The sequence below is a fragment of the Allobosea sp. 05L423 genome (genome assembly GCF_056397745.1).
In genome coordinates, this window is sequence record NZ_JBFTOA010000006.1 from 61880 (window position 1) to 84268 (window position 22389).

Annotated in this window: 22 protein-coding genes; 7 read left to right on the forward strand and 15 right to left on the reverse strand. The window is 66.6% G+C overall.

The features are described from left to right. Positions 1-49: 49 nt before the first annotated feature. Both AC1DNE_RS16275 and AC1DNE_RS16280 read left to right on the forward strand, forming a co-directional pair. Positions 50-364, forward strand: a complete 315-nt coding sequence (locus tag AC1DNE_RS16275) for a DUF2293 domain-containing protein (RefSeq protein WP_441471404.1) — start codon at positions 50-52, stop codon at positions 362-364. Positions 365-446: 82 nt separating this feature from the next. Beyond that, entirely contained in the window at positions 447-1232 is a 786-nt protein-coding gene (locus AC1DNE_RS16280; protein WP_441471405.1) for an MOSC domain-containing protein, read from the forward strand. A gap of 65 nt (positions 1233-1297) precedes the next feature. On the opposite strand, the gene AC1DNE_RS16285 is transcribed toward AC1DNE_RS16280, so the two are convergent. The 6 genes from AC1DNE_RS16285 to otsA all read right to left on the reverse strand — a co-directional run bounded on the left by AC1DNE_RS16285 (position 1298) and on the right by otsA (position 9067). Further along, entirely contained in the window at positions 1298-2278 is a 981-nt protein-coding gene (locus AC1DNE_RS16285) for a DUF4167 domain-containing protein (protein ID WP_441471406.1), read from the reverse strand. Between the two features lie 422 nt (positions 2279-2700). Continuing rightward, positions 2701-3540: a peptide chain release factor N(5)-glutamine methyltransferase gene (gene prmC, locus AC1DNE_RS16290; protein WP_441471407.1), complete on the reverse strand. Its 840-nt coding sequence runs from the start codon at positions 3538-3540 to the stop codon at positions 2701-2703. A 62-nt stretch (positions 3541-3602) separates the two neighbouring features. Then, a complete protein-coding gene (locus AC1DNE_RS16295; RefSeq protein ID WP_441471408.1) occupies positions 3603-3854 on the reverse strand; it encodes a hypothetical protein in 252 nt (83 codons plus the stop codon). Positions 3855-3928: 74 nt separating this feature from the next. Then, positions 3929-5014 carry a peptide chain release factor 1 gene (prfA, locus tag AC1DNE_RS16300; protein ID WP_441471409.1) on the reverse strand — a complete coding sequence of 362 codons (1086 nt, stop codon included), beginning with the start codon at positions 5012-5014 and terminating at the stop codon, positions 3929-3931. A 49-nt stretch (positions 5015-5063) separates the two neighbouring features. Continuing rightward, complete coding sequence (ptsP, locus tag AC1DNE_RS16305; RefSeq protein WP_441471410.1) at positions 5064-7331, reverse strand: phosphoenolpyruvate--protein phosphotransferase; 2268 nt, start codon at positions 7329-7331, stop codon at positions 5064-5066. A gap of 182 nt (positions 7332-7513) precedes the next feature. Beyond that, positions 7514-9067 carry an alpha,alpha-trehalose-phosphate synthase (UDP-forming) gene (gene otsA, locus AC1DNE_RS16310; RefSeq protein WP_441471411.1) on the reverse strand — a complete coding sequence of 518 codons (1554 nt, stop codon included), beginning with the start codon at positions 9065-9067 and terminating at the stop codon, positions 7514-7516. A 279-nt stretch (positions 9068-9346) separates the two neighbouring features. Here otsA and otsB point away from each other — a divergent pair, with 279 nt between their 5' ends. Both otsB and AC1DNE_RS16320 read left to right on the forward strand, forming a co-directional pair. After that, entirely contained in the window at positions 9347-10147 is an 801-nt protein-coding gene (gene otsB, locus AC1DNE_RS16315; protein WP_441471412.1) for a trehalose-phosphatase, read from the forward strand. A 10-nt stretch (positions 10148-10157) separates the two neighbouring features. Further along, positions 10158-11999, forward strand: coding sequence for a glycoside hydrolase family 15 protein (locus AC1DNE_RS16320; RefSeq protein ID WP_441471413.1), 1842 nt, complete (start codon positions 10158-10160; stop codon positions 11997-11999). 12 nt (positions 12000-12011) lie between these two features. Here AC1DNE_RS16320 and AC1DNE_RS16325 read toward each other — a convergent pair whose 3' ends face one another. Then, positions 12012-12236 (reverse strand): putative antibiotic biosynthesis monooxygenase, encoded by a 225-nt coding sequence (locus tag AC1DNE_RS16325; protein WP_441471414.1) that lies wholly within the window; start codon positions 12234-12236, stop codon positions 12012-12014. Between the two features lie 118 nt (positions 12237-12354). On the opposite strand from AC1DNE_RS16325, the gene AC1DNE_RS16330 reads away from it, so the two are divergent. Then, the gene (locus AC1DNE_RS16330) at positions 12355-12924 is read left to right on the forward strand and encodes a TetR/AcrR family transcriptional regulator (protein ID WP_441471415.1); all 570 of its coding nucleotides are present in this window, start codon (positions 12355-12357) and stop codon (positions 12922-12924) included. A gap of 7 nt (positions 12925-12931) precedes the next feature. Here the strand turns inward: AC1DNE_RS16330 and AC1DNE_RS16335 are convergent, their stop codons facing one another. The 5 genes from AC1DNE_RS16335 to AC1DNE_RS16355 all read right to left on the reverse strand — a co-directional run bounded on the left by AC1DNE_RS16335 (position 12932) and on the right by AC1DNE_RS16355 (position 17049). After that, positions 12932-14140 carry a M20 family metallopeptidase gene (locus AC1DNE_RS16335; protein ID WP_441471416.1) on the reverse strand — a complete coding sequence of 403 codons (1209 nt, stop codon included), beginning with the start codon at positions 14138-14140 and terminating at the stop codon, positions 12932-12934. Between the two features lie 135 nt (positions 14141-14275). After that, complete coding sequence (locus tag AC1DNE_RS16340; RefSeq protein WP_476841123.1) at positions 14276-15202, reverse strand: cation diffusion facilitator family transporter; 927 nt, start codon at positions 15200-15202, stop codon at positions 14276-14278. Positions 15203-15301: 99 nt separating this feature from the next. After that, positions 15302-15841: a chromate transporter gene (locus tag AC1DNE_RS16345; RefSeq protein WP_476766104.1), complete on the reverse strand. Its 540-nt coding sequence runs from the start codon at positions 15839-15841 to the stop codon at positions 15302-15304. Continuing rightward, on the reverse strand, positions 15841-16407 hold the full coding sequence (locus AC1DNE_RS16350; RefSeq protein ID WP_476766105.1) for a chromate transporter: 567 nt from the start codon (positions 16405-16407) through the stop codon (positions 15841-15843). The genes AC1DNE_RS16345 and AC1DNE_RS16350 overlap by 1 nt, the downstream gene beginning before the upstream one ends. Positions 16408-16416: 9 nt before the next feature. Further along, complete coding sequence (locus tag AC1DNE_RS16355; RefSeq protein ID WP_476766106.1) at positions 16417-17049, reverse strand: LysE family translocator; 633 nt, start codon at positions 17047-17049, stop codon at positions 16417-16419. Between the two features lie 180 nt (positions 17050-17229). Here AC1DNE_RS16355 and AC1DNE_RS16360 point away from each other — a divergent pair, with 180 nt between their 5' ends. Continuing rightward, positions 17230-17715 carry a GNAT family acetyltransferase gene (locus AC1DNE_RS16360; protein ID WP_476766107.1) on the forward strand — a complete coding sequence of 162 codons (486 nt, stop codon included), beginning with the start codon at positions 17230-17232 and terminating at the stop codon, positions 17713-17715. Positions 17716-17876: 161 nt separating this feature from the next. Here AC1DNE_RS16360 and AC1DNE_RS16365 read toward each other — a convergent pair whose 3' ends face one another. The 3 genes from AC1DNE_RS16365 to AC1DNE_RS16375 all read right to left on the reverse strand — a co-directional run bounded on the left by AC1DNE_RS16365 (position 17877) and on the right by AC1DNE_RS16375 (position 20630). Continuing rightward, complete coding sequence (locus tag AC1DNE_RS16365; protein ID WP_476766108.1) at positions 17877-18383, reverse strand: DinB family protein; 507 nt, start codon at positions 18381-18383, stop codon at positions 17877-17879. A 15-nt stretch (positions 18384-18398) separates the two neighbouring features. Next, entirely contained in the window at positions 18399-19622 is a 1224-nt protein-coding gene (locus AC1DNE_RS16370; protein ID WP_476766109.1) for an NAD(P)/FAD-dependent oxidoreductase, read from the reverse strand. Positions 19623-19715: 93 nt separating this feature from the next. Continuing rightward, on the reverse strand, positions 19716-20630 hold the full coding sequence (locus tag AC1DNE_RS16375) for a LysR family transcriptional regulator (RefSeq protein ID WP_441471424.1): 915 nt from the start codon (positions 20628-20630) through the stop codon (positions 19716-19718). A 165-nt stretch (positions 20631-20795) separates the two neighbouring features. Between AC1DNE_RS16375 and amaB the strand changes: the two genes are divergently transcribed. Continuing rightward, on the forward strand, positions 20796-22316 hold the full coding sequence (gene amaB, locus AC1DNE_RS16380; RefSeq protein ID WP_476803954.1) for an L-piperidine-6-carboxylate dehydrogenase: 1521 nt from the start codon (positions 20796-20798) through the stop codon (positions 22314-22316). Positions 22317-22389 lie beyond the last annotated feature (73 nt).

The window sequence follows — 22389 nt, forward strand, 5'->3', positions numbered from 1 at the left end:
GGGGCGCCCCCACAATTGACCTGGCGCAAGCGGCAGGCGCAGATCGGGCATGGCCGGGACCAAGCGACAGCAGGCGATTCGTCGGGCGTTGAGGGCGCTGGCGCCCGGCATTCCGCTCTCCGACGCAGAGGCGGTGATCACGCTGGCGGAGCGGCGCCACATGAAGGACCTGCCGCCCTCGACGGCCCTCTGGCTCGCGCTCGGCAGCCATGTCCGCCATGTCCATACCGACTACGAACGCCTGCTGGCCGAGGGCTATGACCGCGACGCCGCCCGCTTCTTCGTCGCCGACGAGACCGATGCCGTGCTCGCCGGCTGGGGCTGCCAGCGCTCGGTCAGCGACGGCGAGGACGAGGCGGATTGATCGAAACGGATACAAGATTTGATCTGTCAGGATCCGCCGACAAGGCTATGGTCCGCCACCTTTTGCCTGCTCGGGTCGGACCATGCGCATCGAAACGCTCTATCGCTACCCTGTGAAAGGCCTCTCGCCGGAGCCGCTTCAGCGCGCCGATCTGCCGACTGAAGGCTACTTTCCCGGCGACCGGCTGTTCGCCGTCGAGAATGGCCCTTCCGGCTTCGACGCCGCCGAGCCGGTGCATCAGCCGAAGATCAAGTACCTGATGCTGATGCGCAACGAGTCGCTGGCCCGGCTGCACAGCCGCTACGACGATGCGAGCGGAGACCTCGTCATCCATGAGGGAAGCCGGGAGGTATTGCGCGCAGCAACCGCCAGTGACGACGGCAGAGCGGCGATCACGCGCTTCTTCGAAGGTTTCATGCCCGCCGAGTTGCGCGGCGAGCCGAAGCTGCTGACGGCACCCTCGACCTATCGCTTCACCGATTCCCGCTCAGGCTTCGTCTCGATCATCAATCTCGCGAGCGTCGCCGATCTCGAAGAACGGCTCGGAAGACCTGTCGATCCGCTGCGCTTCCGCGGCAACCTGATGGTGAGCGGGCTCGAACCCTGGGCGGAGAACGAGTTGGTCGGCCGCGATCTGGACGGGCCGAATGGCCTGCGGCTGCATGTGATCAAGCGGATCGAGCGCTGCGCGGCGACGAATGTCGACCCGGAGACCGGCGCGCGCGACATGCAGATCCCGAAGGCGCTGATGCAGAACTACGGCCATGTCGATTGCGGCATCTATTGCCGCATCGTCGCGGGCGGGCACCTGCAGGCAGGAGACCTGCTGACACCGGCGGAGGCACCAGCCGAACTCGGCATAGCCTGAGAGCGCAGATAAACAAAAAGGGCCCTCGCGGGCCCTTTTTCAAAGCTGTCGGCGGGTTTCGCGGCTTACTCGGCCGACCCATCCGTCTCGGAGCCGAGAGCGTCCATGACCTCGCGCGGCGAGCGGCGGCGGCGGGTGCGCTTGGGCGCCGGCTCCGCGGCAACGTCGGCAGCCGCCTCAACCGGCTCCGCCGGTGCCGCCTCGACCGGCTCCGGCGCCGATACGCGCACGGGGTTGGTCAGGAAGGACGGCAGAGCGGTGGCGACATCCTCGCCCGCATCCGCCTCGATCTCGCGCTCGCGGCGCGGACGACGCTCGCGCTGGGGACGCTCGCTGCGCTCGAAACGACGCTCGCTCTGAACCTGCTCGGGAGCAGCCTCGGTCGCGTTCTCGGTGCTAACCGGAATATCGGAACGCGGTGCATCGGGACGCGGCGCATAGCCGGGAGCCCCACTCTGGCCGCCTTCGGCATTACGATCAAAGCGACGCTCACCGCGATCCTGACGATCGAAGCGGCGATCGTTGTTGTTACGGTCGTTGTTGTTGAAACGCTCGCGACGGTTCTGGCGGTCGAAACGCTGGCCGCCCTGCGGCTGGCCCTCGCCCCCCTCGCCTTCGGCGCGCAGGCCGCCATGACCGTTGTAGCCATTCTGGCCGGCATGGCCGTTCGGCCCGCGAAAATCGGGCTGCGGCCCGGCGCCGGGCTGGAAAAGCTGCCCCTCCTCTTCGCCCTCCTCGTCACCCTCGTCCGCATCCTCGACGAAGGCGCGATTCGGCGGGAAGGAATGGCCGAACTGCTGGGCCATCTGCTCCTGCGCCGCGAGCAGGATGCGATAGTAGTGCTCCGCGTACTGGAAATAGCTCTCGGCCGCGACCGTATCGCCAGAAGACTGGGCGTCGCGCGCAAGCTGCAGATATTTCTCGGCGACATGCTGCGCCGTGCCCCGGACCTTTACGTCCGGACCGTTGGATTCGTAGCTACGTTGCAGCGGATTAGGAGATTTGCGATTGCCGTTGTTGTTGCCGTTATTGTTACGGCCGCGCATACGCCGGTTCTGACCTGGTCTCATTCGCGTCTGTCTCGCGCTTCTGTGCTCAAAGCAACCGTGGTGCCGTCATACGCGTTGCGACACACAGCGGGTTGCGACGCTGTGCCGGACTGAGTTGACCCGAAGGGGCGATACGCCGTTTCTGGTCTTCACGCGCTCTTTTCCAAAACGGAGCTCCAGCCCCAAAAGGGGGGCTCAACCCCATGAGCCGATCGGCGCCACGCGCCTTCGGGGCTCCACCCGGCTTGTCAGCTGCACCGCTTCAGGAACACGCCTGCAAACGATGCCGAACTCGAGCAAATCCTGTAAGATCGGAAACTGCCCAGAGGCCCGGCTCTGACGCCACCAGCTTCGGCTGAATGCTGCATAGCGGCTTTTGGCGGCTTCTCCAAGCGAAATCAACCAAAAGCCTGTGCATTTCAGGCGAGCGCGAAGATCAACGCCCGCTCGTGCCCCCCCAGATCGTTCCGGCTGCCCCGGAATTCAAGCCCGCCGGCCCGCATCAGCGCGATGACATCGGGTCCCTGCCCGGCACCGATCTCAAAGACGACAAGGCCGCCCGGCGCCAGCAAAGCGGGCAAGGTTCTGGCGAAGATTCGATAGGGCCCCAGCCCATCCTCTCCGCCATCGAGAGCCAGCACCGGGTCATGCTCCCGCACCTCGACGGACAGGCCCGCGATCTCCGCCGAGGGAATATAGGGCGGGTTGGACAGGATCAGGTCAAAGCCGCCCGTCAGTCCCTCGGTCCAGTTGCCTTGCCGGAAGCTCACGCGATCGGTCAACCCGTTCAGCGCAGCGTTGGCAGCGGCCGTCAGGCTGGCCTCCTCCGACAGGTCGATGCCGATGCCCGTCGCCTGCGGCAGCTCGCTCAGCAGCGCGATCAGCAGGCAGCCGGTTCCGGTTCCGAGATCGAGCAGCTTCAGGGCCTCGCCACGGCGATCAGCCAGTTCCTGCAAGGCGGCTTCGACAATGGTCTCGCTGTCCGGCCGTGGCTCCAGCGTCGCGGGCGAGAGCCGGAACGGGAGGCCCCAGAATTCGCGTTCGCCGAGGATGCGCCAGACCGGTTCGCCCGCGACGCGCCGTGCCGCGAAGCCGCGCAGCCTGGCAAGCGCCTCTGCCGGCAAAACCATGTCGGGGTCGGGATTTTCAGCTCCGACACTGCCTTCGATGAGGAGGCGAGCATCGAGCCCGGCGGTTTCCGAACCGGCTTGGATCAGGCGCTGCGCAAGAAGACGCCGCGCCTCCCTGACGGTCGGCACGGCGCCCTCCCCTGACCAATCGATGCCGGCGGGCAAAGCGCTCGCCGGACTTGCGTTCGCTATCAGCTGTTGCCCTGCATTTTCTGATCGATGCACAGCTTCATCTTGGTATTGATCGAGGCCTTGCTTTCGCGAGCGCCCTTCATCTCCATCTGGCAGGCCTTGCGCGCCTGCGCCTGGGTCATCGACCCCTGCAAGGCCGCCGGCGGACCGGATGTGATCTTGCGAAAGGTATTCTCCTGCGCCTGCGAGATTCCGCTCATCGCCAGCGCCATCAGGCCGGCCATTGCAACCGTGGAAACAGTCTTGATCATGGGAGGCTCCCCCCTTTGCTGGTGTCGATACGTCACCAACGTCGGTCGGGCGATTTGGTTTCATCGCCACGGGCTTACGCCGCTCCTTCTTCTGCCAGGAGCCTTGCCTGATGCTCGGCGGTCAGGGCATCGACGATCTCGTCCAGGACGAGCCCCTGCATCATCTCGTCGAGCTTATAGAGCGTCAGGTTGATACGATGGTCGGTCACCCGCCCCTGCGGGAAATTGTAGGTGCGGATACGTTCCGAGCGATCGCCCGAGCCGACCTGCGAACGCCGGTCCGCCGAGCGCTCGGCATCGATGCGCAGGCGCTCCATGTCGTAGAGCTTGGCGCGCAGCAGTTCATAGGCCCTGGCCTTGTTCTTGTGCTGAGAGCGCTCGTCCTGCACCAGCACGACGGTATTGGTCGGAATATGGGTGAGGCGCACAGCCGATTCGGTCTTGTTGACGTGCTGGCCACCTGCACCGCCCGAGCGCAGCGTATCGGTGCGGATGTCGGCATCGTTCAGCACGATGTCGACGTCGCTCGCGAGCGGCAGGGTCGCCACCGTTGCCGCCGAGGTGTGGATGCGCCCGCTCGCCTCCGTATCCGGCACACGCTGGACGCGGTGAACGCCGGATTCAAATTTGAGCCTGGCATAGACTCCGCGGCCGTTGATCTCGGCGATGGCTTCCTTGTAGCCGCCGACGGTCCCCTCGCTTTCCGAAAGCATGTCGACGCTCCAGCCCTTCTGGGCCGCATAGCGCTGATACATGCGCAGCAGATCACCGGCGAAGAGCGAGGCTTCATCGCCCCCCGTTCCCGCCCGGATTTCGATGATGACGCCGCGCTCGTCGGCGGCATCCTTCGGCAGCAGCGCGATCAGGATCTCGCGGCCGCGCAGCTCGATCTCGGCGCGGGCGGCCTCCCGCTCCTCATAGGCAAGATCGCGGAACTCCGGGTCGGTAGCAGGATCCGCGATCAGGCTCTCTGCCTCATCCAGCGAGACCTGCGCCTGGCGCCAGGAAGCGATCGCGGCAACGACCGGATCGAGCTCCGAGAGTTCCTTCGCCAATTCGACGGTCCGTGCCGGATCGCTCGCGTGGTTGATCTCGTCCATCGCGGCGGCATGACGCGCCACGATGCTGTCGAGACGGTCCTGGGGAAGCTGAAGGGACATGGGAGAACTCTGGCAAATGATGAGAGACCGGGCGCGACAATGAGCGTCGCTAGACCGGGACCTTGAATTCAGCCGCGAAAGCAGCGAGCTGCGGGCGCAGGCTGGCGGCGCCTTCCGGCGAGGCAAGCATCCAGTCCATGCGCTCGCGGAGCTTGCGAACGTCGAGCGCACGCAACATCGCCTTGACCGGGCCAACCGAGGCAGCCGACATCGAGAAGCCGCAATAGCCCAGGCCGATCAGGGCCATGGTCTCCAGCGGCTTGCCGCCCATCTCGCCGCAAACGGTCACCGGGCAGCCGGCTTCCGAGGCCGCGTCGACGATCCGGCGCAGCGCCCTCAAGGCACCGACGCCGAGCGGATCGAAACGGTCCGCCACACGCTTGTTCTCGCGGTCGGCCGCGAACAGGAATTGCATCAGGTCGTTCGTCCCGATCGAGAGGAAATCCGCCTCGCGCGAGATTTCCGGCAGCTCGAACAGGAGCGAAGGCACTTCCACCATCACGCCCACGCGCAGATCCCGCGGCGGGGCGACGCCCTGCTTCTCCAGCATCGCCTGCTCGCGGCGGATGATCATGCGGGCGCGACGGAACTCGTCCGTGGTCGCGACCATCGGCAGCATGATCTTGAGATCGCGCCCGGCCCCTGCACGCAGCATCGCGCGCAGCTGCGCCCGGAGCAGGCGCGGCTTGTCGAGCCCGATGCGGATCGCCCGCCAGCCGAGCGCAGGGTTCTCCTCCTCGACCCGCTCCATATAGGGCAACACCTTGTCGCCGCCGATATCTAGGGTGCGGAAGGTCACGGGCCGTTCGCCGGCCGCGTCCAGCACGGCCGCATAGAGCGCCTGCTGCTCGGAGGTGGTGGGCATGTGCTGCGCCACCATGAACTGCAGCTCGGTGCGGAAGAGCCCGATACCCGACGCCGCCGTCGCCTCGATGTTCGGCATGTCGACGATCAGGCCGGCATTGATCTGCAGGGTGATCGCGACACCATCCTTGGTCGCCGCCGGAAGCTCCTTCAGCTTCTCGTACTGCTTCTGCTTGCGGGCGCGCAGCCGAGCCTTGTCCTTGTAGGCGTTCTCGACGTCGGGCTGGGGGCGGATCTGCACCTCGCCGGCCTGGCCATCCACGATGATGGCGTCACCCGCCTGAATGAGCGCGGTCGCATTGGCAACCTCGCCGACTGCGGGAATGCCGAGGGCTCGCGCGACAATGGCGATGTGGCTCGTCGGACCGCCCTCCTCCAGAACGAGGCCGCGCAGATGCGCGCGCTCATAGTCGAGCAGAGCGGCCGGCCCCATGGAGCGAGCGACGAGGATCGCATTCTCGGGCAACTTCTCATGCGCGACGCCATTGGCTTTGCCGAGCAGGGTGCGCTGGAGCCGGTTGGCGAGATCGTCCAGATCGTGCAGCCGCTCCCGCAGATAGGGATCGGTCTGGCGCAGCATCTTCGCACGGGTGTCGGACTGGACGCGCTCGACAGCCGCCTCCGCGGTCAGGCCCGTGAGCACGACCTCGCGCATCCGGCGCAGCCAGCCCTGATCGTGAGCGAACATGCGGAAAGTCTCGAGCACGTCCCGGTGCTCGCCGGTATGGGCGACGTCGCCACGCTCGATCAGCTCGTCGATCGAGGCACGCATCTCGCCGATCGCAGCTTCGAGGCGACTGACCTCGGCAGCCGGGTTTTCAGCGATGAGGTTGCTGATCGCGACGCGCGGTTCGTGCAGCACGGCATGACCGAGACCGACGCCATCAGCCAAGATAACGCCGACGCCATGGATCGGGCGATCGAGACCGATGGATGCGCCGGGTGCCGCCAGCGACTTCAATCCGCCGGCCGCGATCATCTCCGCCATCAGCATGGCGGTGGTCTGGAGGCTCTCGATCTCCTCTTCGGAGTAGATGCGCGAGGCCCGGTTCTGGATGACGAGCACGCCCATCACGGCGCCGCCACGCAGGATCGGCACGCCGAGGAAGGAGCGATAGACCTCTTCGCCCGTCTCGGGCCGGTAGGAGAAGGAGGGATGCGCCTGCGCATCCGAAAGTGCCAGCGGCTCGGCCTCGCTCGCGATCAGGCCGACGAGGCCCTCCCCGGCACGCATGGTCGTGAGGTGAACCGCCTCGCGGTTGAGGCCCTCGGTGGCGTAGAGCTCGAGCGAGCCGTCCTCGCGCAGGACGTAGACGGAACAGACTTCCGCGACGAGATTGCCCGCGATCAGGACGACGAGCCGATCGAGCCGCTCCTGCGGGCTGATCGATGCGGCCATGACCTCGCGGAGGCGGCGCAACAGAACGCCCGGTCCTCCGAGAGCACCTCGCATCGATCTCAGCCCTCCGCCCGCCTCCTCAGCCATCGACGATACGATGCCTGTCCGACCCGAGTCGCCCGCCCCGGCCATGCTGCCTTCTAGCGACCAAAGACCTTATTCGGCAAGGGCTGTGAGCAGGCTGTGAAACATCCCCCCAAGATTTCGACCGTCTTCGTCGCGATTGTGACAAGGTCTCATGGCTGAACCACCGCCAAATGAGACACTGCGCGGGGCCCTTGCTTCCGCGGTGATTCTTTCGAGACCTTGCGGCTCTTCGCATCCTGCGACGGCCGCTTCGCGCTGGCGGCGGCCCGCGCGGGGCGCCGGGTCCCGGTTCTCGGTTTCATGTGCTCAGCTTCGGCGCCCGGCATGGCACCACTGCCCGCCAACGCGTCGAGATATCGCTGCGTCCACCAATCGATGTCCGTCGCGGTGATCGTGGCGTAAAGCGTCTCGAAACGGCGGATACGCTCAGCCTTGGGCATAGCGAGCGCGGTACGGATCGCATCCGCCACCTCATGGGCATCGTAGGGATTAACGATCAGGGCTTCGCGCATCTGCTGGGCAGCGCCAGCGAAGCGCGACAGGACAAGGACACCCGGATCTGCAGGATTCTGCGCCGCGACATATTCCTTGGCGACCAAATTCATCCCGTCCCGCATCGGGGTGACGAGCCCGACCTCCGCGCGGCGATAGAAGCCGGCGAGCGCACTGCGCGAGTATGCCTTTTTGACCACCCGGATCGGCGTCCAGTCGAACTCGCCGAGCTGAGCGTTCAGCCTGCCCGCAACCTCGTCGGAAAGACGGTCGAGCTCGGCATATTCGGGCACGTCGCTGCGCGAAGGCGGGGCGATCTGCAGGAGGCTCACATTGCCGCGGTGCTCGGGATGGCTGCGCAGGAACTCGCCGAAGGCTTCGAGGCGCTGCACGATGCCCTTAGAATAATCGAGCCGATCGACGCCGACGACCAGTTTGCGCTCACCGAGCGATTCCCGCGTGGCCCGCAGCGGTGTCGGCGCCTGACGCGTCGAGGCCGTGGCAAGGCGGCGGAAAGCCTCGACGTCGATGCCGATCGGGAAGGCTTGCACCTCGGTCTCGCGCGTACCGACACGCACGCGCCGCCCGTCGCTGCGGCCGCCGCACAGCGCCTCCAGCCCGCCGATCAGGTTGCGGACATCGAGCTCCGTCTGCATGCCGACCAGATCATAGGCGGCTATGGTGCGGATCAGTGTCCCGCTGAACGGCAAGGCCCCCATCACATCGGCCGAGGGCCACGGGATATGGTGGAAATAGCCGATGCGGTTGCTGACACCGCGCCGGCGCAGTTCCGCTGCCAGCGGGATCAGATGATAATCGTGAATCCAGATGACGTCGTCGGGCTGGATGAGGCTCGCCAGCGCCCGCGCGAAGCGGCGATTGACGCCGAGATAGCCCATATAGTCGCTGCGCTGGAAATCGGTCAGTCCCAGCCGGTAATGCATCAGCGGCCAGAGAGCCCGGTTCGAAAAGCCGAGATAATAGCTCTGCCGTTCGGCCTCGCTGAGGTCGGTCACGGCATAGGTCACGTTGCCGCGCTGGACCTGCCGGACGTCATGGACCGCCGCATCACTGACGCCGCCGCTCCAGCCGAACCAGAGGCCGCCATGCTGCTCGAGCGCCTCGCGCAGCGCCACCGCCAGCCCGCCCGCCGTTGCCTTTTCCTGACGATCGGGGATGGTGACGCGGTTCGAAACGACGATGAGGCGCATAGCGACGAATTTCTCCAGGACGGCCGCCCGATTTTTGCCACCGGCGGCAGGAACAGAACGCCCAGGCAGGCGTAATGTTTCCAGGGTGCAGCGCTGGCCGCATGGCGAAGCGGTGGCAGTGCTGCGGTGAAATCGTGATCGCCACTATCGGGCGAACAGTAGAATGAGACAACCCCGATGACGATTTTTCCGCGCCGATAGCGGCGTGCGGACGATGAGAAAGGATTGTCAGCGAGGACAGCCGTTCTTCTGCCGTCTTCCCTGCCCAAATAGAAAGCGATGACGACATTGATCGAACCGGAAACTGTCCCGAGCACCCGCGATATCGCTGCGGAGGCGGAGCAGATCGCGCTGTTCCTGGATTTCGACGGAACGCTGGTCGAGATCGCGCCCTCACCCGAGGATGTCCAGCTCGACCGGCGCGTCGCCCCGGCGCTGGAAAGCCTGCGCAGCCAGCTTGGCGGCGCGCTGGCCCTGGTGTCGGGACGCCCGATCGCCTTTCTCGACGAGATGCTGGCACCTTACATCTTCGACATCGCCGGTTTGCACGGCGCACAGATTCGGATGGGCGGCGAGCTCCGGTCCCAATCCGCCCCCCCCGAACACATGCGCGAGGCGGTGCGGGACCTCGTGCGCTTCGCCAACAGCCATGTCGGCATCATCGTCGAGGACAAGCGGATATCGACCGCACTGCACTGGCGGCTCGCGCCCGAACTCAAGGACGAGGCGCTGGATCTGATGCGCAAGGCGGCCGCGAAGCTCGGGCCGTCCGTGCGCCTGCAGGAGGGCAAGTCTGTCGCCGAGCTGGTGCCGGCCAACGCGAGCAAGGGCAGCGCCATCGCTATGCTGATGGCGACGCCGGCCTATGCCGGCCGCCGCCCCGTCTTCATCGGCGATGACATCACCGACGAGGACGGCTTCGAGACGGTCAACGCCATGGATGGGCTTTCGATCCGGATCGGCGCAGATCGGGAAAGCCTGGCGACGATCCGCCTCGCCTCGCCGACCGCCTTGCGGCATATCCTTCTCGCAGCCGCCGAGAATGGCGGCCTCGCCGCTTCCAGCTTCTCCCAGGACTAAGGGTCTGGCCATGACCGTAACGACCACGGCCGCGGGGCAACGCTCCGCCTCGCTCGATCTCGGCGTGATCGGCAATTGCTCGATCGCCGCGCTCATCGACCGGCGTGCCCGCATCGTCTGGGGCTGCTTCCCGCGTTTCGACCGCGATCCCGTGTTCTGCTCGCTGATCAACAACAAGGCCGATGACGGCAATGAGGAGCTCGACAAGGGCTTCTTCGCCATCGAGCTCGTCGGCATGACGCGCTGCGAGCAAGGCTATCTCGACAATACCGCCATCCTCTCCTCCGTGCTGTCGGACGATCAGGGCAACGCCATCGAGATCCTCGATTTCGCGCCACGCTTCGTGCGCTACGAGCGCTTCTTCCGGCCGCCGCAGCTCGTACGCCGCGTGCGCCGCATCTCGGGCAGGCCGCGTATCCGCGTCCTCGTCAAGCCCTGCCTCGGCATCGGAGAAGAGCCCGACGAGATCACGCGCGGCTCGAACCATGTGCGCTTCGTCGGCGCCGACCAGACGATCAGGCTGACCACGAACGCACCGATCTCCTATATCGTCGACGGCGTTCCCTTCGCCGTCGACCAGACCTACTCATTCTTCATCGGCACGGATGAGGCACTGCGCGCCGAGATCGAGACGACCTCCCGCGAGTTTCTCGACAAGACCACCGATTTCTGGCGCGACTGGGTGCGCTCCCTGTCGATCCCGTTCGAGTACCAGCGGGAGGTGATCCGCGCGGCGATCACGCTCAAGCTCTGCTCCTTCGAGGAAACCGGCGCGATCGTCGCGGCGCTGACAACCTCAATTCCGGAGGCGCCGGGCACCCAGCGCAACTGGGACTACCGCTATTGCTGGCTGCGCGACGCCTATTTCGTCGTCCATGCGCTCAACCGGCTCGGCACGACGCGGACGATGGAGGACTATCTCGGCTTCATCACCAACATCGTCGACACCTTCTCGGAAAGCGGCGCCGAGCACCTGCCGCCGCTCTATCCGATCACGCGCGGCGGCACGCTGATCGAATTCGAGGCCACGAACCTTTCAGGCTATCGCGGGCATCAGCCCGTGCGCTTCGGCAACGGCGCGGCGGTGCAGATCCAGAACGATGGCTATGGCGCGGTCGTGCTGGCGGCGACGCATTCCTTCTTCGACCGTCGACTGATCCAGCCCGGCAAGGATACGCTGTTCAGCCAGCTCGAGCGCATGGGCGAGCTGGCGATCTCGGTGTTCGACAAGCCCGACGCCGGCCCCTGGGAGTTGCGGGAGAAGGAAGCCGTGCACTCCTTCTCCAGCGTGATGTGCTGGGCGGCCTGCGACCGGCTCGCTCGCATCGCCGGCACGCTCGGGCGAGCAGATCGCAAGGAATATTGGAAGGGCGAGGCGAAGCGGCTCAAGACGACCATCACCGAGCGCATCTGGAACGGCGAGAAGGGCCATTTTGTCTCGACCTTCAACGGCCAGGATCTCGACGCGACGCTGCTGCTCCTCGCCGAGATCGGCTTCGTCACGCCGGATGACGCCCGCTTCATTGCCACCGTCGAGGCGATCGGCCGCGACCTGAGGCGCGGCGACCTGCTGCTGCGCTACGCGACGCAGGACGATTTCGGCTACATGCACACCGGCTTCCTGATCTGTGCCTTCTGGTATGTCGACGCGCTGAACACGATCGGGCGCAGCGAGGAGGCCAAGGAGCTGTTCGAGCGCATCCTGAAGCGGCGCAACAGCTTCGGCCTGCTTTCGGAGGATGCCGATCTCGAAACCGGCGAGCTCTGGGGCAATTTCCCGCAGACCTATTCGATGGTCGGGCTGATCAACTGCGCGATGCGCCTCAGCCGCGACTGGGAAGAGGCGTTCTGAGCGCGCCGCGCATCAGCGGGGCGAACCGAAACGGAACGCGATCGGGATCACCCCGTAGACCATCGCCAGCACCATCGGCGGCACGGCCAGGGCCGTGACGCCGAGCGTCGGCCATCCCTGCGTCAGCGGCGCGAGGAAAGCCAGCAGGAGATTGATGGCGCCATAGGCACCGACAGTCGCAACCGCCAGGAAGCCCAGGCGTGCCGCAAGGCGCGAGAGGGAAGAAGGCGTGCCCATGTGATGGCCTTATTCATAACGAAACGGACCGTTTCGATTGGTTGAACTAAACGGTCCGTTTCGTTATGTCAATGCGAGACCGCGAAGCGACAGGGACGGGAATGCAATGGAACCGCGCATGAAGCGCCGCGCCTCAATCGGCGCGCGGCGCAGCCCCGAGACGGAGGCGGCCGTGAAGGCGGCGGCGCGGGATCTGCTGGCGGAGAAGGGCTATGCCGGCTTCTCGATCGAGGAGGTCGCCCGCCGTGCCGGTGCCGGCAAGCCGACGATCTACCGCTGGTGGCCGAACAAGGCCGATCTGTTCATTGACGTCTACGGCGCGGAAAAGGACGCCGCGATCCCCGTGCCGGACGAGGGCTCATTGCGCGCCGACCTTCTGCGCTACACCAGAGACCTCTGGCGGTTCTGGCGCGAGGATACGGCGGGGCGCGTCTTCCGGGGATTGATCGCCGAGGCTCAGAGCAGCGAAAGCGCGCTCGCCGCGCTGCGCTTCAAGTTCATGCCGGAGAGGCTGGCGGCGCCACGGCAGATGTTCATGCGCGCCGCCGAGCGCGGCGAGTTCGCAGCCGGGGAGATCGACGACCGGCTCGAGCTCTGGGTCGGCTTCAACTGGCTGCATGTGCTGACCGACCGGCTGAGCGAGGACGAGCCCTCGCTCAGCCGCAAGATCGATCTGCTCTGCCGCTGAACCGCTCTCAGCCGACCTTCGCGGCGGCACGCATCACGGCAAGCGCCAGCACCTGCGCCGCCGGCACGAGGCTCTCGACCTCGAGGAACTCGTCCGGCGTATGCGCCATGCCACCGATCGGGCCGACGCTGCACAGCGTCGGCGTGCCCTGCGCGGCGGTGAAGCCGGAATCGGCGCAGCCGCCGGTGAACTCCGCCGTCACGCCGATGCCGAAGGCTGCCGCCGCCTCGCGATAGGTGTCGTACAACGCCGCCGATTCCGGCGAGCGCTCGAGCGGCAGGAACTCGCCCTTGATGGAGAGCACGGCGCTGGTGCCCTGCACTTCCGGCACCTCGACGATCGCCTTGATCCTGCCGACCATCTCGTCGCGCTGGGCGGCGGTGACATAGCGCAGGTCGATCTCGCACCAGGCACTCGGGGCGATGGTGTTGACCGTCTGGCCGCCGCCGATCAGCCCGACATTGACGGTGATGCCCTTCTCCAGATCGGTGAGACCCTGCAGCTTGGGGATCTTGTGGCCGAGATCGACGATGGCCGAGGCGCCCTTCTCGTAATTGGCGCCGGAATGGGCCGGTTTGCCGGTGAATTCGGCCCGCATGAAAACGCCGCCCTTGCGCCCGCTGGTGACCGACTGCTTGTGATCCCTGGCGAAATCGGTCCCGCCCGGCAGGCGGCTGGGCTCGGCATTGAAGACGCAGCGCGACTCACGCGCCGCCTCCTCGATCACCGGCCGGGAGGACGGCGAGCCGATCTCCTCGTCGCTGGTCGTGAGCATCAGCAACGGCGAGGCCAAGCCGCCGCATTCGGAGAAAGCCGCGGCGACGAAGGCCGAGATCACGATGCCGCCCTTCATGTCGGCGACGCCCGGCCCATAGGCGCGCGAGCCCTTGACCGTGAAAGGCCGCCGCGTGGGTTCGCCCTGCGGGAAGACGGTATCGCGATGGCCGAGCAGCAGCACGGGACGCTGGTCGTTGGCCGTCGGATTGCGCAGGCGCGCCTTGACCGCATCGCCGAAGCGGGTGTCGGGCACGATTTCGACATCGAGCCCGTTCGCCTTGTGGAAGCGCGCCACGACCTCCCCTGCCCGGTCGACGCCGGCCTTGTCGTAGGAGCCCGAGTCGGTGTCGACCAGTTCGCGGAGCAGCGCGACCATGCCCTCCTTGCGGCTCGCCAGCCACTCGGTGACCTTCTGTTCCTCGGGGGTCAAAGCGCTCATCGGCTCACTCGCATTCGTTCCGGATGGGACAATGCCGGGCAGCTTATAGGCTGGGCCTTTCGCGGCAACGGGAAACGGCGGCGGAGACCCCATTCACCGCGCGCATACCCAGTCGCAGCGGCGCCCGGGCCGGGCTCAATCGGCCCATTCGGGATCCGTGGTGAAAACGATGGTGAGCCAGCGGTCGGGCGTATCGTCGCCGATCGCCTCGCCGATCTCGTCGCGAATGCGATCCCATTCCTCCAGCTTCTTCGCCGGCTCGTCCTTGGGCACGATGAAATACAGCTCGATCTGCCGTCCGCGGCCGACCCGCGCGACATAGGAGCGGTAGGTAGCAAAGCCGTAGCGACGCACGATGTCTTCCGCGACGTTGTCGGCATGGCGCTTCAAATCGGCAGGCGTCACGAGCAAGATGTCGGCCAGGGCCTGCTTGATCGTGCCGATCGGCATGGGGATCACGACGATGCAGACCAGCGCGAGCGCGACCGGATCGACATAGGGCAGCATCCAGGCGAACCGCGTCCCATGGATCGCGTAACCGAAGACGAAGGCGACGAGCAGGGCACCGCTAAGGCCGCCCGACATCGCCCAGGCCTTCGCATCCAGCGCGACGAAGTTCGAATGAAGATCCCGGTTGGCCCGCTTGCCGTAAACCGCCATGGCGAAGGCGATCAGCATCGTCAGGACCGCATAGACAATCGCATAATCGAAGGCGAGGTGCCGCCCGCCGGCCATGATGCTGCCGATCGCGTTGATCAGCGCATAGACCGCGGCTCCGGTCAGGAGGACGCCGTTGAGCCCGAGGACCATGGGCTCCAGATGCCAGAAACCCATGGTGAAGTGCTTGACCAACCTGCCGCTGACAGCGCCTTCCGCCGTCGAGGACGTGATCAGATTCGCCACCAGCAGCGCGACGATCGTCATCGCCGCATCCGTCAAAGCGTAGACGCCATCGAAGACGATCGCGAAGGAGCCGGAGAGAAGGCCGAAGACGATGCCCGCTGCGGCGAGCAGGAAGGTGACGGCGATCGAGAGACGCAGGACGCTTTGCTCGGTCTGCACGAAAGGCCCCCTCGACCGTGCCGGGCGGCCGATCCTACACATCCGACGGGCGGAGCGCCAATTCGCGACGGGTCCGCCCGGCTCGGGCCACCGAAGCGGTCAGACGAGGCCCGCGTACCAGCCCGCGACATAGATGACCGTCCCGGCAGCCATCGGCACCAGCGGATTCAGCTTGGAGCGATAGGTCACCAAGGTGGTCGCCGCCGTGATCGCGAAGCCGAAAAGGCCGGCATCGGCTGCGAGCGTCGCGACGGCCCCGCTCGCGAGCATCAGGCCGAGCGCGATCGGCACCAGAGCGAGCGTCACAATCCGAACAAGGCGGTTGTCGCTATAGCGCTGCAGTCCGCGGTTGCAGGCGAGCGCGAGCAGCGAGGACGGCAGCAGCATCGCCACCGTGGCGACCAGCAGACCGCTTATCCCGGCGACATGCCAGCCGACGATGCTGCCGAGCATGATATTGGGGCCGGGCGCCGTCTGCGCGATGGCGAAGAGCCGCGCGAAGGTCGGCGCATCCATCCAGCCGAGGATCTCGACGACCTGGCGGTGGATTTCCGGCACCACGGCATTGGCGCCGCCGATCGCCATCAGGGAGATCGTGCCGAAGGTGATGACCAGCTGGCCGAAGATGCCGCGCTCCATCAGACCCGCCGCGCGCCCAGAGAGGCAGCTGCCAGTCCAAGGGGGACGAGCACCAGCAGCGTCGGCAGCATCGGCAGCCGCAGAAGCCCGACCGCGATAAAGGCGGCGGCCGCCATCACCCAGGCCCAGCGGGCGAGGCCGGCTTTCGTGAGCAGCCGTGCGGCCGTGCCGAGGATCAGCCCGGCAGCGCTGGCGGCAGCGCCGGTCAGCGCGACCCGCGCCAGCGGATGATCGGAAACAGCGCCGTAGATGTTTGCGATTGCGACGAGCGAAAGCAGCGGCATCGCCATCAGAGCGAAGACGCAGGTCAAAGCGCCGGCCGCGCCGCGAAAGCGGTCGCCCAGCATAACGGCGGCGTTGACGGTGTTCGCGCCGGGCAGCGCCTGGCAGATGCCCATCAGCTCGGCATAGCCGCGATCGTCGAGCCAGCTGCGCTCGGCGACGATGATATGGCGCGCCACCGGTCCGACGCCGCCGAACCCCATCATCCCGATCTTGAGAAAGCCAGTGAACAGGTTCGGCAGGCTCGGCCGGGGAGCGTCCGTCGCGGGTTCGAGAGCTGACATCCGGGACGGCTAGCGCCGCGCTTCCATGGCCATGCGCAGGGCGAAGCCGGCGAGCACGGTGCCCATCAGCCAGCGCTGCACCAGCGACCAGAACGGGCGCGTCTTCAGGAACAGCGCGATGCTGCCGGCAGCCGTCGCGATCAGGGCGTTGACGCTGCCGCTGATCGCGATCTGGATGAAGCCGAGCACGACCGACTGGGCCAGCACGTCGCCGGCGGCCGGGTCGATGAACTGCGGCAGCAGCGCAAGATAGAACATCGCGATCTTGGGATTGAGCAGGCTGGTCAGGAAGCCCATGGCGAAGAGCTTGCGCGGCCCGTCATGCGGCAGGTCGCGGACATGGAAGGGCGAGCGTCCGCCAGGGCGCACCGCCTGCCAGGCGAGCCAGAGCAGATAGGCCGCACCGCCCAGCCGCAGCGCGTCATAGGCATAGGGAACGGCGAAGAGCAGCGCCGTGATGCCGAAGGCGGCGCAGAACATGTAGACGAAGAAGCCGAGGATCACGCCGCCGAGCGAGATCAGGCCCGCGCCCCTGCCCTGCGCGATCGAGCGCGAGATCAGGTAGATCATGTTTGGGCCGGGCGTCAGCACCATGCCGAGCGCGATCAGGGCGAAGGTGATGAGGGTCGTCGTCTCGGGCATTGGCAAGCGCTCCGGCGGAACTTCGCGCTTGGAGCATGGAACGCGATAGCCGGCAATCGGCTCCGCCGCAGGAGCCGCCATGCATGCTGTCGATACATCGAGACAAGCGCCGCGGGGCGCCGTGACGGAACCCGCCGCTGTGAGGGCGGTTGTCGCCAGCAATCGGATCGGGGGGAAGATATGACGCTGTTCAGCCGGCTGCTCTACACCATCATCGCCTTCGCGCTGCTGGGAGCCTCGATCATCCTGATCGGCGTCGCGGTCTGGCGCACCTCGCACGGTTTCTGGACCGGCGACGGCGCGCTCGACACGATGCTCGACGCGATTGGACTCGTCATCATCGCAGTCGCCGTGGCCGATGTCGGGAAGTTCCTGTTCGAGGAGGAGGTTGTCGCCGATCGCGAGATGCGCCGGCCGGCCGAGGCGCGGGGATCGCTGACCAAGTTCATGTCGATCATGATCGTGGCGCTCTCGCTGGAATCGCTGGTGCTGATCGCCAAGACCTCGCGCGAGACGATGGGGGACGTCGTCTATCCCGGCCTGTTGATGCTGCTCGCCGTGCTGGCGCTGGTCGGGCTCGGCCTGTTTCAGAAGCTCAGCCAGAATGCGACGGCGACGGTGCCGCCGGATCGCGATGAGGAAGACAGCGATCCCGCGAACGTTTAACCGAGGCTCAAAACGCGCAGACCCAAACGCGCGTCATCCCGGCCGGAGCGAAGCAAAGAGCCGGGATCCATGCCTGAACCCACCCGATAAAAGCTCAGGCATGGATCCCGGGTCTCCCTACGGTCGCCCGGGATGACCGCACTTGAATTGCCGGGCGCCCCTCACCGCACCTCGTCGACGCGGAAGAGGTCGGTATCATCCGGCTTTGCTCCGGCCGCCGTGAGCATGGCGTGGATCTGGCCGCGATGATGAGTCTGGTGGTTGAAGAAATGCGCGATCACGAAGCCCCGCTGCCTGCCCATCTCGCGGCCGGCAGCGCCGGAATACCAGATCAGCGTGCCGCGCAGCCAATCGACCTCGACGCTCTCCGCCCAGTCGAGAATGGCCTGGTCACGCTGGCGGCGGCGCGCGCAGAACTGCGCCCAGCCCTCGAAATAGACAGCTGAATCACGACCGCCGACGGACGGCCTCTCGCTGCCGATCAGGCGACTGAGCCAGACCTCGTCGGCCCAGAGGATGTGGTTGAAGGTGCCGTGGATCGACTTGAAAAAGGCGCCGCGGTCGAGCTTGCGGGCCTCGTCGCTCAGCCCGTCGGCCGCCTCCATCAGGCTGCGGTTCTGCCAGGCATTGTAGCGGGCCATGGTCCGGACGAAAGCGGGATCGACCATGGCGGTGCCTCCTCGTCAGATGACGTTGGCCTCCTTGAGCGGCCTGCCCGCAACGATGCGCTCGTGGCCGAGATCGGCAAGGTCGAGCGAGCGATAGCCGCCATGCGCAATATGCTCGGCAAGTCCGCGCCCAACCGCCGGCGACTGCTGCAGGCCATGGCCGGAGAAGCCGTTGGCGAGATAGAGGTTGGGCAAGCCAACCGCAGGGCCGACGATGGCGTTGTGGTCCAGGCCGCACATGTCATAGGGCCCGGCCCAGGCGCGTCCGGGCTTGATCTGCTCGAAGGCCGGGATGCGGTTGGCGAGGGAGGGCCAGACCACCTCCTCGAAGAAGCCCCAGTCGACATCCTCGGCGGAGGGATCGGACTCGATCCATTCCACGTCCTGCTCGGGCGTCAGCGGCGAGCAGCTGCCGATGAAGAGCTGGCCTTCCGCGGTGCGCTTGCCCTCCTGCCGGCACCAGGCGCCGGTGGTGTCGATCAACAGCGGGCAGCCGTCGACATCGCCCTTGCAGGTGAAGGTGAAGACATAGCGCTTCATTGACTTCACCGGGATGGAAATGCCTGCAGTAGCGGCGAGCTTCGCGCCATGGGTGCCGCTGGCGTTGACTACGGCGCCGCAGGCGATGCGGCTGCCGTCTGCAAGCTCGACCGCAGTAACCCGGCCGCCCTCCGTGACGTAGCTGGCGATCTCGCCCTGCCTGTACTCGACGCCGAGGCTGCGCGCCTTCTTGCGGAAGGCCTGGAGCAGCGCCCAGCCGTCGAACCAGCCCTCGCCGCTGACGCCAAAGGTGCCGCAGGCGAGATCCTCGACATTGAGCCAGGGGAAGCGCTGCTTCAGCGCGGCGGGATCGTAGAGGGCGATGTCGGCACCCTCGGCCGCCTGCAGCTTCTGGTTGGCGTGAAGGACGGGCGCCCCTGCCTCGCTCGCGAGATAGAGATAGCCGCCCTCATGCAGGTCGATCGCCGGGACTTCGCCGTCGACGGCGAGGTGCTGGCCGATATTGCGCAGGAAATCGATGCCGAAGAGAGAGATGCGGATGTTCACCGCGCTGGAGAACTGCTGGCGGATCGAGGCGGCCGAGAGCGCAGAGGCGGAGAAGCGATAGGTCGGGTCCTTCTCGAGCACCACGACCTTGCCGGTGAAGCCGGGATCGGCGGCGAGATGATAGGCGACGGAGGAACCGATCGCGGCTCCACCGCAGATCACGACATCGGCGCTTTCGGAGACGGGCGGCATGGCAGGCCTCGCGCGGCCGGCTTCGGGCGGGAAGCCGGGTTGGTGAATTTCGCGCATGAATGACTGAGCACGCCGCGCTTGTCGAGAGGCGCCTCAACTCGTCGGCGCACATTCTCCGAGCAGCCAGTCTCGGAAGGCGACGACCGTCGGCAGATTGGCCTTCTCCTCGGGATAGACGAGGTAATAGCCGTCCTTGCCCGTCACCGGCCGGTCGATAGGGATGACGAGCGAGCCCGAGCGCAGCTCCTCCTCGACCAGAAAGCGCGGCACGATGGCGAGCCCGAGCCCCGCCACCGCCGCCTGTGCGATCATGGCGAACTGCTCGAAGCGCGGCCCCATCAGCGCCCGTTCAGGCGCCAGCCCCTGTTGTTCCAGCCAGTTGGCCCAGGCGCGCGGACGCGTCGATTGCTGGAGCAGCGGCACGCGCAGCATGTCGGCCGGGGCGGCGATACCGGCGCGCACAAGCAGGGACGGCGCAGCGACGGGCACAACCTCCTCGCCCATCAGCCGGTGCAGCCGCGCGCCCGGCCAGCTCTCGGCGCCGAAATGCACGGCGGCGTCGACCTGCTCGCGGGCGAAATCGAACGGCACCAGCCGCGTGGTGAAGTTGATGGTGATGCCGGGATGCGCCTCGATGAAGCGTGGCAGGCGCGGGATCAGCCAGCGCGTGCCGAAGGTCGGCAGCGTCGCGAGGTTCAACACCCCTGCTGCCCCGCGAAAGGCCATGGCCGAGACGGTCGCGGCGGCAAGCCGCGAGAGTCCGTCCCGTATCTCGGCGGCATAGGCGGCGCCGGCCGCGGTCAGACTCACCCGCTTCTTGACGCGCTCGAACAGGCTGACGCCGAGCACCTTCTCCAGATGCGCGACCTGGCGGCTGACCGCGCCCTGCGTCAGGTTGAGCTCCTCCGCCGCACGGGTGAAGCTGCCATGCCGGGCAGCCGCCTCGAAGGCGGCGAGCGCGGAGAGCGAGGGCACCGAGAGGCGGCCGGGAACGAGCGCGTCATCCATGAGAATTTCTCACCAAGTGGTGAGAACATATCGGTTGCTGCCCCCCTATGAAAGAGGGCATTCTCCCGGCCCAAAGCGCGGCGGCTCCGGTTTCCGCGCCATTGCTTCATGCGCCTCGGGGTTATCAGCCCTTTGGCGTCCGCCCGCGACCGCTGGAAGACAACGATGGCCACACCTCTGCCGAAAGACACGCTCGCCCTGCTCAAGCGCCTCGGGGTTTCCGAGGCAGCCTATGCCGATGCCGGCCTGTCGGCGCGCTCGCCGATCACCGGCGAGACCGTCGTGACCCTGCGCGAGACGAACCCTGCCGAGGCCGAGGCCGCGATCGGCCGGGCGCAGTCCGCCTACCTCGCCTGGCGCAAGGTGCCGGCGCCGCGGCGCGGCGAGTTCGTTCGCCTGCTCGGCGAGGAACTGCGCGCCGCCAAGACCGATCTCGGTCTGCTGGTGACGCTCGAAGCCGGCAAGGTCGTCTCCGAGGGCCTCGGCGAGGTTCAGGAGATGATCGACATCTGTGATTTCGCTGTCGGTCTGTCGCGCCAGCTCTACGGCCTGACCATCGCCACCGAGCGCCCGAACCATCGCATGATGGAGACCTGGCATCCGATCGGCGTCGTCGGCGTGATCTCGGCCTTCAACTTCCCGGTCGCGGTCTGGTGCTGGAACGCGGCGCTCGCCTTCGTCTGCGGCGACAGCGTCGTCTGGAAGCCCTCCGAGAAGACCCCGCTGACCGCGCTCGCCGTGCAGGCCATCGTCGAGAAGACCATGAAGCGCTTCGGCCCCGAGGCTCCGGTCGGCCTTTCCGAGGTGCTGATCGGCGCTCGCGAGATCGGCGACATCCTGGTTTCCGACCACCGCGTCCCTGTCGTCTCGGCCACCGGCTCGACCCGCATGGGCAAGGAAGTCGGCCAGAAGCTGGCGTCGCGCTTCGCCCGTGCGATCCTCGAGCTCGGCGGCAACAACGCCGCGATCGTCGCTCCCTCCGCCGATCTCGACATCGCGCTGCGCGGCATCGCTTTCGCCGCGATGGGCACCGCCGGCCAGCGCTGCACCACGCTGCGCCGCCTGATCGTGCATGAAAGCGTCTATGACGCGCTCGTGCCGAAGCTCGCCAAGGTCTACGGCTCGGTGAAGATCGGCGATCCGCGCGAGGCCGGCGTGCTGGTCGGCCCGCTGGTCGACGAGGCCGCCTATCAGGGGATGCAGAAGGCGCTCTCCGAGGCCAAGGCCGAAGGCGGCAAGGTCCATGGCGGCGAGAAGGTCGATGTCGGCGCGGGCGGCTTCTACGTCCGTCCGGCGCTGGTCGAGATGCCCAAGCAGTGCGGCCCGGTCGAGCGCGAGACCTTCGCCCCGATCCTCTATGTGATGAAGTACAACTCCATCGACGAGGCGATCGCGATCCAGAACGCCGTCGGCGCCGGCCTGTCCTCCTCGATCTTCACGCTGAACATGCGCGAGGCCGAGCTCTTCGTCTCGGACGAGGGTTCGGACTGCGGCATCGCCAACGTCAATATCGGCCCCTCGGGCGCCGAGATCGGCGGGGCCTTCGGCGGCGAGAAGGAGACGGGCGGCGGTCGCGAGGCCGGCTCCGACGCCTGGAAGGCTTATATGCGCCGCGCCACCAACACGCTGAACTACGGCACCACGCTGCCGTTGGCGCAGGGCGTCAGCTTCGACGTGGATGCGTGACGGATTGAGCTGAACAGCACCCGTCATTGCGAGCGAAGCGAAGCAATCCAGGAGCGGCAGCGCTCTACGTCCC